The following is a 15,336-nucleotide window of genomic DNA, read 5'->3' as shown; positions in this document are numbered from 1 at the left end:
AAACGAAAGGATATCTTATGTCCACCAAGATACCCAACACAGAAGCCGATGCGGGCCAGCAAGTCCCGTCACGTCGTCACGACGCTGGTAGCGGCGCGAACGAAACTACCGATGGATTGGATGCAAGCACCGAAGCGTTGCGCCATGCTGCGGAAGACACGCCATCGGGTGCCTTGCCGGAGGATGTTGAGATTGTCCCGGTATTTGACCGCGCCGACTTAGCAACCAAAATTTAGGTGCAATCATGGTGAAGAAAAAGCACGGCATCATTATCGAAACACCCATGGAAGCGCGTCAAGCCGAACCCGGGCCCTCGATCCTCTTGCTGCTTCTCATCAGCGTAAGTGTCGCGGTGCTCGCTATGGCCGTTGTCTGGTTCGTTTTCTTCCGTACCTAGCGTCGCGTTGCTTTTAGCTGGGCCGATTTACGGCCCGTTAGGTGGAGAATTGTCAGGCCGGACTGCATTGATCGGGAGCCGGGCCAATCCCATGTCCATCCTAACGGAGGACAGCATGAAGCAATCGCAGCATTCCAAAATGCAGAGAATTGCCGAGCGCGCTGCCGAGGATCCAACTTTCCACGGGTACAAGCGCATAGAATCCGCATGAAGGACTTTGGCCGATGAGCAAGAATGGCTGAATGGTGAGATTATTCGGAACGCCGAGTCCCGGGACTAGCTGCGTTCAAACTTAGCGAACTGAGTAACGGCGGGTCTGTTGCTAGCCTTGGGGAGCACTTCCGGACCTGGGCAAACAGCGGTACCTCGACCAGTGTTCCGATCAGTCGCGGCAACGCTTGCTGTTCGGCTCCATTTCCGTCACGCAAGAGCTCGCCCAATTCAATGTGAGAAAGGCGGCCACCAGAAGGGGCATTGGGCTGATGAATAATAAAAGCATGACCGCTAGTCGGCTCGCGCCCCGATGAACCAAGCGTCGCCATTTGGACTGCGATATAGTTCTCGCCGGTCTGATATTTCCTCGTAATCGCCCCAAGCTAGGGCGTAACTCCCTTGTATGAGGTCCGCTATGATCCTGACAGTGGCGCACTAGCACTAGCCGCTCTCGCCAGGTTCGAGCTGGGACAACATCGGGCTAGCAAATAGAGCCGCCAACTGGATCGGCTTTTAGCTCATCTTCGCCGAAGCTCGTCATGTAGCCCGGGATCGTCGGCACACTCTTGCGCGGCCTGTCGAGCTTCCTCCATGCCGCTCGCCGGCGAAGGCTTTGGACGGGCTGCTTTTCGGTCACGCTATTTCGTCATCCCAAACACGGCTGTTGGCATCTGCGACATTCAAAAGACCGAACGGCTTTTTCTTGACCGCGTCGAATGCCGAAAACGAAGGGAACAAGGCTCACGGATGGGGCCGGGATCCTGCGGCTCGGGAGGGCTGCTTTGCAGGAGTCTGTCATCGGTCGGTCGGCAAGGGTCGTTCAAATACCGAACCATCATCTCAATCTCAGGCAAGCGTTGCTGCTATACAAACTCCTATTCTTCCAGCTCCGTGAGGATGCGGTTGCGGTGCTGGATATGCTGCATCTGAATGGCGAAGAAGGTGTTTAGAAGCTTCTGAGCCTCGGTTGTGTTCGCTCCTCGGCGAGCCAAGTCCGCAATACGCTCTTCTTGCTTAGCAATATTCCGCTCGCCTTGGGCGACGTGCCGTTCGGCCTGTTCCAAATGGCGAAGCTGCATTGGGCGGTCCACGAGGCAACCTAGAACAGAGTTGGACAGTTCCCAAGTTAATTTAGGGGGCTAAGGATTGAATAGGAAACACCAACGCAGGCCCGGTGTCATCCCGGCAATAGAAAATTGTCTAGCATAAAAGGACGCCAAATGAAGCTGTCTCACTCGGGAGTGTGCTTGTAAACGTCACCGGGTTGGAGGGCGATTAGTCTTGCTCATTACCTTCTCTCCTTTCCTAAGCGGCTGATGGTCCCGGATCACCGTCATCAAAGAGCTTCTTGCCCTTGACCTCCGGATTGCTAAACAGAACCCTGACAACATCGTTCGGATCACCTCGGCTGACACGTTCGACCTTGACGACGTTGGTCCGCCCAGCGGTGAAGAAGGGGATTTCGCTTCCGACCTTCAGCCCGACCAACGCTGCGCCCAACGGCGACATGACGGGGATTTGGGTTCGCTCGGACGTGTAGTCTTCGGGGTACACCAGTTGTCTTGTCTCGCGGGGGAAGCCACAGGTGATCCAGAACGTCACCCACGAACCCATGGTGACGATGCTGTCCAATCTGGCTGCGCGATCAGGGAGGACTTCCGCACGGTTTCACTCAACAGAAAACGTGCGTCCACGTCGCCTTGATCTACACCCGCCTGCGCGATCTGTTCCAAGCGGCGATGGTCAGACGCCGGAAGAGTGACGTTCGGGAAAAAGGGGTTGTTCACGACATGCCTCCTTGTTTGGGCTTCTCCTCGCGGGAGAGCCACACACCAAATCCGTTTGATGAACGAAGGGGGTAATCCGGACGGCACCAACTACCGTCCGGCTAAGCTCCTGCTTGGAGCCGTCCGGCGTGCAAGCAACGCCGCGCAATGCGCGGATCGATGTCGAGGACGTGGATCATGTCGCGGTCACCACAGGACCTTCTGCTGTCTCTGTAACGCGACTAAAGAGCACACACGTGCGGAGAGAGTTGTTAGGATTGGTCAATGTCCGTTTGGGGTCTTGGCTGTGTGAAAACGCCAACGTGCGCAATCGTGATAGAAGAAGTTATTCGTCCAAGGCCGCTTTAGTCGCTCAATTCGGAAGCGGATGAAACTTCGGGGTGGGACTGGAAAATACCATTCTTCGCGGCGTTTCGATTTTTTAGTTTTCACACAGCCAGGGTCAAAGGCTGCCGTTGGCGGGCTGCTTCACCTTCGTCGGCTCATGTCCTGCAAGCAGACGTTCGGCGCTTCGAGCGCAGGTCGGTAACGGGCCGATTTTGTTGAAAAAGTCGAAAATAGCGCCACCGCAAAATTCTCGCGAAAGCTTGCTCTGTTCTGATTTCTGCCGAGAACACGTTCCTCAAGCGAAGAAGAGCGTCGCTGAGAGATTTTGTTTACGTTGATGTGGTCCGCCGTGTCTGACGGCGCGAAACGCACCAGCGGGGCTTAAAGAATCGCGGTCGACGGCGGCGAGGCCTTTTTCAACGGAATCGGCCACAAGCGGACTTGCGGACATTTAGCGGAGTGGGCGAAGGTCTCTGCAGGTTGGAAGACAATCATAATGTCCGGCGGCCCCCGCGAACGGAAGGGGTTCCTTTTTGCTCGCCGCTGGTGTTTCCTCTGCACGGCGGAGAACGGGCATGCAGAGATCGTTGGGGGAAAAGATCGGTGAAGGCGCCTTCTCCGAGGCCTACGCTTGGGCGCCCGGTCAGGTCGTGAAGCTGTTCAAGGCCGGCGTCTCTCATCTGCTCGGTCGGCACGAGCTGCGCATGATCCGCGCCGTGCGCGACGCCGGCCTCCCGGTGCCGGAGGTGTTCGGCGAGGTGACGCTGGAGGGGCGCTTCGGCATCGTGCTGGAGCGCCTCGACGGACCGACCCTGTGGCATCTCTCGCGGACCGGCGCGGTGACGTTCGAACAGACGGGGGCGATCATCGCGGCTCTTGCCATGTCCGTTCACAAAACGCCACCGTCGGCGGAGGTCCTCTCCATGCGCTCCTATATGGAAAACGAGTTGCGACGCGGCGATGGGAAGATTCCGAAGCACATCGCTACCGATGTGTCCTCGCGCTGATCGATCGCCTGCCGCCCGGCGACGGGCTTTGCCACTGCGACCTCAGCCCCGGCAACGTGATCATGACGGCGGAAGGCCCAAAGCTCGTCGACTGGTCCTTCGCGATGCGCGGGCCAGCCGCCCTCGACCTCGGATTCTTGCACGTCATCCTGTCCGAGCTCGCGCCGGAAATCGCCGACAATCCGGCGCGTCCGCGCGCGACCAATTCGGCGGCGCAATCCGAATATGCACGGCTGGCCGGCATGTCTCTCGCGGAGCTGACGGCGGCAATGGAGCCGTATCTGCCCATCGTCCGCACCTTCGTCGTCCTTGGCAACGTGGTGCCTTCCTTGCGGGAGCGGCTGATCCAGCGCATCGAAGCGGGGCTGCGCTCGGAAGACTGAACCGTCTTGGTCGCGCGCGAGCTGAAGTGGGCTGTTGAAGCGAGGCATCAGTCTCTCCTTCGGGTCAAAATGGAAGACCTCAGAGTGAGCAAATCCAGTCCGCTCCGCCCTAGTAAAGCGGACCTTAACGCCTTGTGCCGCGACTTCGCTGAGCCCAAAGGCGAAGATCGGCCGGTCGCACAGCGCCTTTGAACCCGCTTGTCCCCAAAAGACGCGTCTTGACTTCTAATCACTATCCGGATAATAACAATTATGACAATCACAAGAGCGATCATTCCGGATCAACGCTCCCGGATTACCGAGGAACCGACACCTCCACCCTATCGTCGCGTGCCGGCCTACCTGATCCGCCGGCTGCAGATGATTTCCACCGCCATTGTTGCGGAAGAATTCGAAGGTGAAGACATGTCGGTGTCGGAGTGGGCGGTTCTGATCATGATCGAAAACCATCCCGGGATCGATCAGAGTCGCCTTGCCGAAGTCGTCGCCATCGACAGAACGAATACGGGTCGTTTGGTGGATCAGCTCGAAGCGAAGGGGCTCGTTGAACGGCGACCTCATGATTCAGATCGGCGGGTATGGATGCTTCGCTGCACCCCGCTTGGGCTCAAGATCCGCAAACGGTTACGTCCGCGAGCACTCGCTAGTCAGGAACGGCTGCTGTCGTGCCTCGGACCGGCCCAGCGTGAGCTCTTTATCAATTTGATGTCGCAGGTGGTCACGGCGAATGAAGAATATGTTCGCCCCGGAGCCGGCCGTCGAAAACCAAAAACACGCTAAACCCCGTTTGCTGAGGGAGAGTGCCATGCGCATTGCCAGTCGCTTCGTCGCTGTCGTCGGTCTCCTGCTGGTCACCATCCTATGTTCAAGCGCTGCTGGCGTTGCCGGCGACTGGCCGCAGCGGTCTGTCCGTTTAATTTTACCCACGCCGGCGGGAGCCGCAGCGGATTTCACGGCCCGGCTCTTTGCGGAGCGGCTTTCCCAACGCTGGGGACACCACGTCATCGTGGAAAACCGGCCGGGCGCCGATGGGGTGATTGGAGTCTCTGCCTTTCTCGGTACCGACGACGATCATACGCTGCTGTATGCAATCTCCGCCGTAGTTACCGTCCATCCGATCACGCAAGCGAAGCTGCCTTATGATCCGGCTCGTGACCTCGTTCCGATCGCCCCGACTTCGGACGTTGTCCTTGCAATCGCGGCCTCCGAAAAAACTTCAATCCGCTCGCTCGACGACTTGGTTCGAACGGCTCGCGCTCAACCGGGCAAGTTGAACTGGGCCGCTTCGCCTGGTCTTCCACCCTTCGTTGCAGGCGGGTTCTTCAAGAGTGCGAAACTTGATCTCGCTTTTGTCTCCTATCGAGATGTTGGCCCCGCTCTCCAGGATCTTGGCGAGGGCCGCGTAGATGTATTCGTTCACGCGCTGGGTGTGATCATGCCGCAGGTGCATTCAGGCAGAGCGCGGCTGCTTGCAGTTGCCAGCGACGTTCGCGTGCCGCTTGCTCCTGATGTGCCGACCGTAACCGAAGCCGGATTCCCCGAGCTCCGAATGGACGGCGTGGTCGGATTTTACGGCAAACGAGGAATGCCCGACACGTTGCGCGACCGGATTGCATCCGATGTCCGCGTCGTCGCAAGCGATCCGGGCATTCGTGAAAGACTGGCCGCCGTTGGACAGACCGCTCGTCCAGGAACCACGGCCGAGTTCGCAGCTTTGCTGGATCAATACCGCCAGCGCCTTGCTGATCTCGCGAAAACGATCGATTTCAAAGCGACCCCGTGACGGAGGCCCCGCCAAGTGACATCCGATCCTCGACACGATCTGCTGCGCCTGATCAATGGTTTTCAGGTCACGCAGGCAATCCGTGTCGCGTCAGTCCTGCGACTGGCCGACTATCTAAGTGGCGGGACTCGTTCGGCCGACGAACTCGCGTCGCTGACTAAAAGCCATCCTGATGCGCTGTACCGGCTGTTGCGCGCGCTCGCTACAGTAGGCGTTTTCCGGGAAGAGGAAAGCCGAAGGTTTGCGCTCACTCCCATGGGCGATTGTTTGCGGACCGACTCCGCGACGCCGCTCGGGGCGTGGGCGGAAGTCGTCGGAAGCCCCTATTTTTGGCAAGCTTGGGGCCATCTGTTGCACAGCGTCCAAACCGGCGAGAATGCTTTTCAAAACCTAAATGGCAAGGACGTGTGGCAATTCCGCGCCGAGCACCCTGAATACGGTGTAACGTTCGATCTAGCGATGACCCAACTTTCACGCGGCGGCGCCGAAGCGGTGATCCGCGCATATGATTTCTCCTCGTTTCGCCATATCGTGGATGTAGGCGGCGGGCAGGGTTTGATGTTAGCCGCGATCCTGCTCGCTCACCCTCACTTACGCGGCACGCTTTTGGATCAGCCGGACGTAGTAGCGGGAGCAAAAGCAATATTGATGGAACGCGGCGTAATCGAGCGGTGCGGTATCGTAGGCGGAAGTTTCTTTGAAATGGTGCCTGAAGGCGCCGATGCTTATCTAATGCGGGCTGTAATTCACGATTGGGATGATGACGAAGCCGTCGCCATCCTGAAAGTGTGCCGGCGCGCGATGGGGGAAGCTGCAAAATTGCTTCTCATCGAGCGGCTCATCGCGCCCCCGAATGAAATGCCAGCAACCAAGTTCAGCGACCTGAATATGCTGGTCTCGCCGGGCGGACGAGAGCGAACGCGCCAGGAATTTTCAGAGCTCTTTGGCAAGTCCGGCTTTGAGTTGACGCGCGTCTTTCCGGCGGGCATCCACAATGTGATCGAGGCTCGCCCACGCTAAGCCTCGCGGATTGTCCTCCGATCCTGTATTGGAAAGAACACCTGAAACTGGAGTTTCGTACCCCGCTTTTGAAAAATTCGGACATCCGCTTCGGGTCAAAATCGCCGGTCCAGACCGTTGCGATCAATTCCCGCTTCACGCTTGAGAGCGGACGCCCCAAGGAGCATTTGGTTGGGAAGCTACGGGCCATAAGCGGAAGTGCCAATCTGGAGTGAAGTGCGGCGGCATGCTATTAGTGCCGACGTTCAACAACCTGACGGGTCGCTGATATGTCGGCGGAACATCATAAGATCATCGAAGAACTTGCATTCCCGTACAAGGCGCCTGCCGCCTATCGGGCGCTGCTCGATCTCGGGAGACGAGCGCTTCCTGCAGTGCGCCTGGGGCTGCGGCATGACAATCCTGATATCCGCTTGCATTGTTGCAGGTTTCTCGACCGTTATCTGTCGCCCGACACTCTTTCCGATCTAATGGGTATGCTGAGCGATGGCGATGAGCGGGTCAGATGCTCCGCCTTACACACGCTGGCCTGCGACCGGTGTAAGGAAGGGACCTGCAGGCCAGAGGAAGCTGAAGTGCTTCCAAAGGCGATGAAACTGCTCGCGCGCGACCCCGATGCGCATGTGCGCGCAATGGCGTTAGAAGTGGTCGGACAATTCGTCCACACCAATGCACTTGCCGCTGCGGCGATCTCGGCTGCCAAGGAAGGTGATGAAAATCCAACCGTGCGCAAAAAGCTGGATGGTATGCGCCGGGAGGCCCGATCCACAGGCGGATGAAGTGGAGGCTTAGTTCAGGTGCGTCGAGCTAGGTCGGCAATGGGTCTTGGCTGTGTGAAAACGCGAAGACGCTCAATCGCGATTGAAGAAGTTATTCGTCCAAGACCGTTTTAGTCGCTCAACGCGCAAGCGGGTTCAACTTGGAGATCGAACTGAAAAATATCATTCTTCGTCGCGTTTCGATTTCCGCGTTTTTACACAGCCACGGTCACAAGAGGCGGTCGAGGCGAGCATGGACCGGTCGTCCCGGTCGCCGACTGTCAGCCGACATGAGAAAGGCTTGGTCGGTGTTCGGCTTGGGGCCGGCCACAACCGGACTTGGCACCATTTAGAGTCCTGTTATCAGGTGCCAACAAATTGGGAATTTGGGCCAGCCGAGCCGACACACTCTTTCCGTTTCGGCCGGTCAGAGGGCGACACGGCCGACTAAGACGGATAAAAGGGGGTCCTGCTTCCTCGCATCGATCGGAAGGACAGTGCAGAAAATGAACAGCGGCCAACGTCCGTAAGATTACGGCGCTCGGGCCAATCTCGCCTTCCGGATGGTTCGGATCGAGCGTGCGTGATGGCTAAGAACGCTATCGTTGAGCGCTAGATCGGCCTTCGACGAACAAGTTGTCCTATCGCATTCAACCGTCTCGGCGTTTTCACACAGCCAAGACCCGACGCCGACAATCCAGCCTTAAGTTAGGAACCATATACTGCATCGCCTCTTGGAGGCGGATGGATGACGATCCCCTCTTGCGGCGAGCCGAACGAGCAATTCGCGAATGCGAAATCACTCGCAAGCACGCCCGTGAACGCCTTCAAACCGCTCGGTTGGCGTCTTGGCGTGTCAGCGCCACATTACGGATGATCCGCGCCAATCCTAGCTTTCGTTTTCAGTTGGAAATGGCCGATGGGGCAGCCTCTGCTCAGGAAAATCCAGAGGCGAATACAGCCGGAGAGAACGGGGCAGAAAGGAAGCCCGAGTGAGCATCTGCCTCAGATTGAATTGAATTTCGGCTTGCCACGCCCTGTTTTTGGCGGCGAGTTGCTTTGCCTGCTCGATTGCCGCGGCTGCACGGGCGAGCAGCTCTTCACTGTCATTCCGAGCACTGGCCATGTGGTAGAACTAACATAAGCTATCAGTGCTTGCGCTGCACGCGGTCCAGAGGCGACGAGCACATCGGGACTTAAGCCGGCCAGCTCGGCGGCTAAAGCAGGCAAACGATCGGGGCGTAACGATACTCGACAAGCAGGTTCTTGCCCTCGATCCAACCCTTCGTCCGTAACCCGCTCAGCCATGCCGCGTGAATGGGGTCGCGAGTCGGATCATCCGCCCAGACGCCAAGGAAGCCGATCCGCCGAGGCTTCCCTTGTGCGTCAAATGCCCCCGGCTGAACGAGCAGCGCCGCAGTGCCCGCGAGGAACTCCCGCCGCTCCTCATTGCAGATTGAGGACGACGGAACGCAGAGTATCACGTTTCCATGGTTGTTGCACTTGCAGCTCGATCGATAAGGCGTTCGCAGGACCGCTATGGGTCAAAGTGCGGTTTGGAAGATCGGCCAGTTGCTTCTGGTCTACCCCGATGAGCCGATCTCGCCAAAGTGCTCCAGATTGCAAGACCCAAAAGATGCCGTTGAGGACACCGACGGTCGTTAACCCGAGGAACGCGGCTTGTTCGGCAGCATGGGCTTGATGGCAATCCATTCATAATCGGCGAGTTCGTAGCGCATGATTCGTACCCCCAGTGCGCGAGTTTGAATCACAGGGGCCGGCCAAACGCAGCGTGCCTGGCCTGACCGCGGTCATCGCTCACGGTGGAAATACCGCCCATGAATCCGCCCGATTCGATCGATGCGCGATGTCCGCTGCTACGCAGGCTCCAGGGATTCCCAACAGCCCAAATCCTAGCCCGCCTTGCGCAAAAGATGTGCAATCAATGATTGCTGTACCAAAAATTTCAACTAGTTCGTAAAAAATTTACGGATGGCCTGCAGCATGACGATGTTTAGGAAACATCGTCTTCCAATATTTTCCATTCGTGCTGTCGCTCATTTCGCAGGAGTCCCTTGCCATGCTTTCGCGGTATTCGATCAGGAGCAAACTCGTCGTCGTTATTTCTTTGCTCCTTCTCGTGTTCGGCGGCACTGGCCTGCTCGCCATCAGCAACATGCGGGTCATCCAGGGGGGCGTCGCTGAGTTCCAATCCCGTTGGCTGCCGGCGGTCCGCCTGCTCGCAAACCTCAGAGCCTACACCATCCGATATGGCAGCGTCGTGCGGGATCACATCCTGGAATCCGACATCGCGAAGAAAGCCTCAGCCGAGAAGCTTCTTGCCGACCTGACTCGCGACATCGAAAAGGAGGGCGCCGCCTACGAGCTGCTGCTCTCCTCTCCGGAAGAGCGCAAGCTTTATGCGGACTTCCAACAACTCTGGAGCGCGTATGTCGCGCAAGTTCCAGACGTGCTCTCTGCGTCCCGCAGGAATGATATTGCCACTGCCAGCGATCTGATCGTTCATCAAATGCAGCCGCTGCGTCAGAACAGCGGACAGGCCCTGCTCAAGGCAATGGACATCAACAACAAGCATGCAGCGGCCGCTGGTCAACGTGCCGAGCAGACCTATGCCTTCGCTTTTGCTCTCATTGTTGGGACTCTTGTCCTCACCTTGGTACTCAGTTCTATCGTCGGCCTATTGCTGTTGCGCGACATCTCAACGGGGATTAGATCCATCGTTGCGCCGATGCGGGCATTGGCCAACGGCGATTTTACCGTGGCGGTCCATAGCGGGGCCAAGCCTACCGAGATCGGCCAAATGGCCGCTGCCCTGCAGGTCTTCAAAGAGTCCCTGATCGCAAAGCAAGCCGCGGACAAGCTTGCCGCGGCAGAGGCCGAGGCCAAGATCTTACGCGGTCAGCGGATCGACAAGATCACCGGCGGCTTCCGATCAATGATCGGCGAACTCGTCGCCGCGCTATCCACCTCCTCCGGCGAACTGGAAGCGGCTGCAGAGACTCTATCTAAGACGGCTGATACCGCCCTGCATATTTCGGCAACAGTGGCCGCGGCCTCCGAAGAAGCTTCTCTCAATGTTCAGACTGTCGCGTCCGCTACCGACGAGATGACATCGTCCGTTAGCGAGATCGGCCGACAGGTCGAGGCATCGACCAAAATCGCGAGCGAAGCAGTTCGTCAGGCTGCAGAAACCAATGCTCGGATCAACAAATTGTCCACGGCAGCAACGCGCATAGGCGATGTTGTCAGCCTTATCACGACCATCGCAGGGCAAACCAACCTACTGGCTTTGAACGCGACGATAGAAGCGGCGCGGGCTGGAGAATCCGGCAGGGGCTTTGCGGTCGTTGCTTCCGAAGTTAAAGCCCTCGCCGGCCAAACCGCGCGGGCGACCAGCGAGATAAGCGAGCAGATCAGCGAAATACAAATCGCAACGCAGGAATCCGCCGACGCGATCAAACATATCAGCACAACAATAGATCGCATCTCGGCGATTACGGCCGCAATTGCCGCTGCCGTGGAAGAGCAGGCCAATACGACCGGAGAAATTTCGCGCAGCTTGCAGCATGCCGCCCGGGGAACGGCACAAGTCGCTTCGAACATAACTGAAGTAAAACAGGGCGCAGTCGAGGCAGGATCAGCGTCCTCGCAGGTGCTATCGTCCGCGCAGTCTCTCACGAGAGAACGCAGTCGCTTGGAACACGAAGTCCAGAGATTTCTCTCTGCCATCCAGGCCGCTTAAGCGCGCATTTCAAGTCATTTCCAATTGCCGCATATCAACAGTTAAGCCAGCAATCCAAAATAGATCTGGAGATAGGCCATGGGGACGGTCGTTCATTTCAAGCAAGCTGGTCGGCCGCTATTACCGTCCGAGGTCCAAAACGGTGAGCGCGCTCTTGCGGAGTCGCTGGACAGGCTCACGAAAGCGAGGCTATGGAGCGCGGTGGGCCATCTCCAGACAGCCCTGATAGGCGCCGAAAAAATTCGCGACCGACTGCCGGTCGGACCGGTCAGGGATGATTTCGAGCAGAAGCTGACGGCCCTTATACGGCACCTCTCCCATTTGCACGAACAGGTCGAGCAATTGTAGCCTCATGATGGAGACACAGTTCGGAACCCAGTGAGGTCACTAAGTGGCCCATCGCGTCATTTGCTGCGATTGCAGAAAGGTGGCGGGTACTAGAGCGAAGCCGGCATCGACGAAGATTTATGAGACGCGGCCTAGCCACATAAGAACCGCTCAGTCGTTCTTTCCGACCGGCGCCCCCACAGTATCGTCGCCCGCTACCAACGTCTTCGACACCCGCTCAGGTGGCCGACGATCTACGATCAGTCTGGAAAATGTCCGGCCGCGAGTAGTGGCCGCCGATATCAGCCGTGCCTTTCGCAGCGATCACTGCTTCCGTCGAGCCTTCGGATATTGGGATCATCTCGCCCCATCGAGCGTCTTGGTCGAGGGCGGCTGGCCGGTTAGTGAGCATCGCCCCGAGGACATTCCTGTTGCGGACTTCGTGTCCCTCCGTGACGCCGAAGAATGAGTGAACTGGAAGCAGGGCGTTCCGAACTGACACGTGAACAGGCTCTGACCGCTTATACTGCCGGCGACGCGTATGCCGCGGGCGACGAGCGGCGCAAGGGACGGCTTGCGCCCGGTTTTGCCGCCGACCTCGCCGTGCTCTCGCACGTGTCTTGACGATTCCAACGCCGGAACTGCCCGCCACCACGAGTCTGTTGACGATCGTAGATGGTGAAGTGATTTTCGCAGATGCGACATTCACGTCGTCGAAGTAGTCGGCAATGTCCCCCTGGGGCCGTTCGCGTCGGTCTAAGGTTTACAAGGCCTTCCGGTCTACCCCAAACAACAGCCATTCCTCTTGTTTGTTGGCATGTCTCAAACGGCCCACGTCGGGCTTGCGTCAAGCTGCGAACGTCCTGCAGGGTGGAAAGGGATCATTGCGCTCGCGGCCACGACGCGAGCAGTTCTCTTTTGCTTGCTGACGGTGTTTGCTCATCGCGGAGGGAAAACGGGCGGATGCGGGGATCACTCGGGGAGAAGATCGGCGAAGGCACCTCTGCAGACATTCATGCTTGGGCGCCCGGTCAGGTCGTGAAGCTGTTCAAGGCCGGCGTCCCGGAGCGACTCAGCCGGTGGGAAGCGCGCATGACCCGCGCGGTCTTCGCAGCCGGCGGCCCGGCGCCGGAGGTGCTCGACGAGGTCGTACTCGGGGGACGCTTCGGCATCGTGCTGCCGCGCCTCAACGGACCGACCCTGCTGGAGCCGGAGCTCATCTCCCTGCGCGACCGGATGGACGCCGCCTTGAGTCGCTCCGGCGACGTTGTTCCGAAGCACATCGCCACCGGTATCCTCGCCCTGATCGACCGCCTCGGCCGGGGGACGAACTGTGCCATTGCGACCTCCACACCGACAACGTGATCATGACGGCGGATGGTCCGCGTCTCATCGACTGGACCCTTGCGGTCCGCGCGCCCGCTGCTTACGACCTTGCGTGCTGCCACGTCTCGTTGTCCGAGATCGCCCCTGAACGCGTCGACAATCCGCAGCGACCGCGCGCGATCAATGCAGCCGCGCAGTCTGAGTACGCCCGGCTGGCCGGCACTTCGCAAGCGACGCTGACGGCGGCGATGGAGCCTTACTTGCCGATTGCCCGCGCCCGCATCCTCCTAGGCGGTGTATTTCCTGCCCTGCGGGAGTGGCTGATCCAGCGTATCGAAGTGGCCGTACCCCCGGAGGTTTGAGCCGCGCGAACCGGAGCGGCCTTTCGATGCGGCTCGTATGTCCGCTACGGGTCTTGGCTGTGTGAAAAAGGTCTTGGCTGTGTGAAAACGCCAACGTGCGCAATCGTGATAGAAGAAGTTATTCGTCCAAGGCCGCTTTAGTCGCTCAATTCGGGAGCGGATTAAACTTAGGGGTGGGACTGGAAAATACCATTCTTCGCGGCGTTTCGATTTTTTAGTTTTCACACAGCCAGGGTCAAAGGCTGCCCTCGGTGGCTTCACGATCGCTTTCCGCTCGGCCCTCGGAAGCGGACCGTGCGAGGCCAAGAGGGGAAGTCAGCCACGGGCCAGGAGCACACCCCACAATCATTCGATTATTTCGTCAGCTCGAGCGCTTATAGACTGTGAGATGGTCAGCCCAAGCGACTTGGCAGCCTTCAGATTCACGACCAACTGAAATCTGGTGGGCTGAAAAACTGGAATGTCGCCAGGTTTTGCCCCGTTTAGGATTTTGTGCACGTTGTCAGCAAGACGTTGGGCGAGTTCGCCCAGATCAGGCGCGTAAGCCATCAACCCACCTAAGTCCACATAGTCGCGGTACGGATAACAGACCGGAGGACGGTATTTCTCGGCCAATTCAACGATAAGGACTCGTTGCGCCAGAAATCCGCCCCCTTCGTCAATGAGGACAGCTTCGAATTGTTGTTGCGTCATCGCAGCGAAGGTGTGGCGGATTTGAGTTTCGTTGAACTCTGCAGGGAATACCCCATTCACAGACATTCCCAAGTGGCTCCCGGCCTGGCGAGCCGATGATCCTGCGTCGTGCTCCCAGGGCCTTCCGCGCTCGCATTGCTAGGGAGGGTGGAAGGGTGAGCCGCGTCAAATCAATCACCGTTCTACGATGCATGGGGTTGCCTGCCCGCCTGCTCGTCAATCGCAATTTACGTGGAGCGACGCTGTTGCTTGGCGAATGGCTTCTTTGGAATCGTCGCCTTTGCTTGCTTCTTGCCGGCTGCGGGCATCAGGATTTCCTTCTGCGCGACTTGGGCGACTTAGGCGCCGCACTGGCAGGCATCGCCGATACTTCCGTCCTGACGCTCCGACGCAGCGCCATCAGATCGCCGTTCGGCCGCGCCTTCGGGCGGATCAGCTTGCCTGCCCGCTTCTCGTTGATCCAAAGCAAGTGGCCCCTCGGGCCAACCCGGTCCCTTGCGGCTGGAGGGGACAAGTGTGGGGCCAGGCAGTCCGACGGGCAGGCGCGTGAGGACGCGCCGTGCAAGTGGAGGCTAGTCCTAGTTGAGGATATCGCTGTGTTCACTTGTGACCGGGAACAGGTTTGTAATGTTCTGCAGGGGAACACTAATTGTCTACGCGATGCGACCGGCCTTATGAGGCCGTTGGTGCAAGTACTATTGGGTAAGGAAAAAACCGCAAGACAGTCGCGGAAGTTTACCCCGACGCATCATTCGTAGGAGTGCGAAGTTGGGGCGCGTAGTCGATACACCTCGTCGGCTTATGAGCTGCCTACCCTCGGGTTTCCGACATAATCGGCCGGTGCGTCGCCATTCAAATCAAAAGGGCAGCCATCGGCTTCGGATGTCTGCCAAGCATGCCCGGCATCTTTCCGGCTACCCCTCGTTGTCCGCAATGCTCCAGGCGGACGCGAGATCGTCGCGTGATGGGGAATGGCCTTCGTCGCCAACGGCCTTGATGGACGCAGCGAAGAAAGCGCGCTGAGAAGCTCGTTTTGCCGATCTCGCATTCAGGCATGTTGAGCCTTGAAAAAGGAGAGGAAACGATGCGGGCAATCGCGCATGGGCAGGATCGTTAGCGTTCCCGCGGCCGCGTTTGATCCGCGACCGTCCGACGATGCCATCATCCGAGCAAGGCATGCTTTGCGGCGA

General features: G+C 58.5%; 16 protein-coding genes and 1 pseudogene. 13 read left to right on the top strand and 4 right to left on the bottom strand.

The window, feature by feature from the left end:
• Positions 1-17 precede the first annotated feature (17 nt).
• Positions 18-236, top strand: coding sequence for a hypothetical protein (locus XI05_RS07855; protein ID WP_271500163.1), 219 nt, complete (start codon positions 18-20; stop codon positions 234-236).
• Between the two features lie 8 nt (positions 237-244).
• Positions 245-397 (top strand): hypothetical protein, encoded by a 153-nt coding sequence (locus XI05_RS07850; protein WP_018640764.1) that lies wholly within the window; start codon positions 245-247, stop codon positions 395-397.
• A 1,088-nt stretch (positions 398-1,485) separates the two neighbouring features.
• On the opposite strand, the gene XI05_RS07845 is transcribed toward XI05_RS07850, so the two are convergent.
• Together XI05_RS07845 and XI05_RS07840 are read right to left on the bottom strand one after the other, a co-directional pair.
• Positions 1,486-1,689 carry a hypothetical protein gene (locus XI05_RS07845; protein ID WP_018640766.1) on the bottom strand — a complete coding sequence of 68 codons (204 nt, stop codon included), beginning with the start codon at positions 1,687-1,689 and terminating at the stop codon, positions 1,486-1,488.
• Between the two features lie 226 nt (positions 1,690-1,915).
• On the bottom strand, positions 1,916-2,242 hold the full coding sequence (locus tag XI05_RS07840; RefSeq protein ID WP_271500161.1) for a GreA/GreB family elongation factor: 327 nt from the start codon (positions 2,240-2,242) through the stop codon (positions 1,916-1,918).
• Between the two features lie 1,069 nt (positions 2,243-3,311).
• Here XI05_RS07840 and XI05_RS39475 point away from each other — a divergent pair.
• From XI05_RS39475 to XI05_RS07810, 7 genes are all read left to right on the top strand, one after another.
• A complete protein-coding gene (locus XI05_RS39475) occupies positions 3,312-3,731 on the top strand; it encodes a phosphotransferase (RefSeq protein WP_333939827.1) in 420 nt (139 codons plus the stop codon).
• Complete coding sequence (locus tag XI05_RS39470) at positions 3,728-4,114, top strand: phosphotransferase family protein (RefSeq protein ID WP_333939831.1); 387 nt, start codon at positions 3,728-3,730, stop codon at positions 4,112-4,114. Before XI05_RS39475 ends, XI05_RS39470 begins: the two co-directional genes overlap by 4 nt.
• A 252-nt stretch (positions 4,115-4,366) precedes the next feature.
• The gene (locus XI05_RS07830) at positions 4,367-4,894 is read left to right on the top strand and encodes a MarR family winged helix-turn-helix transcriptional regulator (protein ID WP_271500159.1); all 528 of its coding nucleotides are present in this window, start codon (positions 4,367-4,369) and stop codon (positions 4,892-4,894) included.
• A complete protein-coding gene (locus XI05_RS07825) occupies positions 4,842-5,897 on the top strand; it encodes a Bug family tripartite tricarboxylate transporter substrate binding protein (RefSeq protein WP_271500157.1) in 1,056 nt (351 codons plus the stop codon). The genes XI05_RS07830 and XI05_RS07825 overlap by 53 nt, the downstream gene beginning before the upstream one ends.
• Positions 5,898-5,912: 15 nt before the next feature.
• Positions 5,913-6,917: a methyltransferase gene (locus tag XI05_RS07820; RefSeq protein ID WP_271500154.1), complete on the top strand. Its 1,005-nt coding sequence runs from the start codon at positions 5,913-5,915 to the stop codon at positions 6,915-6,917.
• Positions 6,918-7,186: 269 nt separating this feature from the next.
• On the top strand, positions 7,187-7,696 hold the full coding sequence (locus XI05_RS07815) for a HEAT repeat domain-containing protein (protein ID WP_271500151.1): 510 nt from the start codon (positions 7,187-7,189) through the stop codon (positions 7,694-7,696).
• A gap of 723 nt (positions 7,697-8,419) precedes the next feature.
• Positions 8,420-8,671 (top strand): hypothetical protein, encoded by a 252-nt coding sequence (locus XI05_RS07810; RefSeq protein ID WP_271500148.1) that lies wholly within the window; start codon positions 8,420-8,422, stop codon positions 8,669-8,671.
• 603 nt (positions 8,672-9,274) lie between these two features.
• Here the strand turns inward: XI05_RS07810 and XI05_RS07805 are convergent.
• Positions 9,275-9,414 (bottom strand): annotated as a pseudogene (locus XI05_RS07805) (transposase); the annotation flags it as partial.
• A gap of 341 nt (positions 9,415-9,755) precedes the next feature.
• Here XI05_RS07805 and XI05_RS07800 point away from each other — a divergent pair.
• The 4 genes from XI05_RS07800 (at position 9,756) to XI05_RS07785 (ending at position 13,453) form a co-directional block, all read left to right on the top strand.
• Positions 9,756-11,438 (top strand): methyl-accepting chemotaxis protein, encoded by a 1,683-nt coding sequence (locus tag XI05_RS07800; protein WP_271500146.1) that lies wholly within the window; start codon positions 9,756-9,758, stop codon positions 11,436-11,438.
• Positions 11,439-11,516: 78 nt separating this feature from the next.
• Entirely contained in the window at positions 11,517-11,786 is a 270-nt protein-coding gene (locus tag XI05_RS07795) for a hypothetical protein (RefSeq protein ID WP_271500142.1), read from the top strand.
• 444 nt (positions 11,787-12,230) lie between these two features.
• Positions 12,231-12,389: an amidohydrolase family protein gene (locus XI05_RS07790; protein WP_271500139.1), complete on the top strand. Its 159-nt coding sequence runs from the start codon at positions 12,231-12,233 to the stop codon at positions 12,387-12,389.
• A gap of 455 nt (positions 12,390-12,844) precedes the next feature.
• Positions 12,845-13,453 carry a phosphotransferase gene (locus XI05_RS07785; RefSeq protein WP_271500136.1) on the top strand — a complete coding sequence of 203 codons (609 nt, stop codon included), beginning with the start codon at positions 12,845-12,847 and terminating at the stop codon, positions 13,451-13,453.
• A 345-nt stretch (positions 13,454-13,798) separates the two neighbouring features.
• On the opposite strand, the gene XI05_RS07780 is transcribed toward XI05_RS07785, so the two are convergent.
• Positions 13,799-14,212 (bottom strand): ABC transporter substrate binding protein, encoded by a 414-nt coding sequence (locus XI05_RS07780; protein WP_271500133.1) that lies wholly within the window; start codon positions 14,210-14,212, stop codon positions 13,799-13,801.
• Between the last annotated feature and the right edge of the window lie 1,124 nt (positions 14,213-15,336).

This window comes from Bradyrhizobium sp. CCBAU 11357 (assembly GCF_028128865.1).
In the GTDB taxonomy this organism is placed as follows: Bacteria; Pseudomonadota; Alphaproteobacteria; order Rhizobiales; family Xanthobacteraceae; genus Bradyrhizobium.
This window is presented reverse-complemented; position numbering and strand designations above follow the sequence as displayed.

Coding starts and splice junctions, on each gene's coding strand:
- XI05_RS07850 (WP_018640764.1), top strand. CDS start 245: ATGGTGAAGAAAAAGCACGGCATCATTATCGAAACACCCATGGAAGCG.
- XI05_RS07815 (WP_271500151.1), top strand. CDS start 7,187: ATGTCGGCGGAACATCATAAGATCATCGAAGAACTTGCATTCCCGTAC.
- XI05_RS07795 (WP_271500142.1), top strand. CDS start 11,517: ATGGGGACGGTCGTTCATTTCAAGCAAGCTGGTCGGCCGCTATTACCG.
- XI05_RS07825 (WP_271500157.1), top strand. CDS start 4,842: ATGAAGAATATGTTCGCCCCGGAGCCGGCCGTCGAAAACCAAAAACAC.
- XI05_RS07855 (WP_271500163.1), top strand. CDS start 18: ATGTCCACCAAGATACCCAACACAGAAGCCGATGCGGGCCAGCAAGTC.
- XI05_RS07845 (WP_018640766.1), bottom strand. CDS start 1,689: ATGCAGCTTCGCCATTTGGAACAGGCCGAACGGCACGTCGCCCAAGGC.
- XI05_RS07790 (WP_271500139.1), top strand. CDS start 12,231: ATGAGTGAACTGGAAGCAGGGCGTTCCGAACTGACACGTGAACAGGCT.
- XI05_RS07780 (WP_271500133.1), bottom strand. CDS start 14,212: ATGTCTGTGAATGGGGTATTCCCTGCAGAGTTCAACGAAACTCAAATC.
- XI05_RS07800 (WP_271500146.1), top strand. CDS start 9,756: ATGCTTTCGCGGTATTCGATCAGGAGCAAACTCGTCGTCGTTATTTCT.
- XI05_RS07830 (WP_271500159.1), top strand. CDS start 4,367: ATGACAATCACAAGAGCGATCATTCCGGATCAACGCTCCCGGATTACC.
- XI05_RS07810 (WP_271500148.1), top strand. CDS start 8,420: ATGGATGACGATCCCCTCTTGCGGCGAGCCGAACGAGCAATTCGCGAA.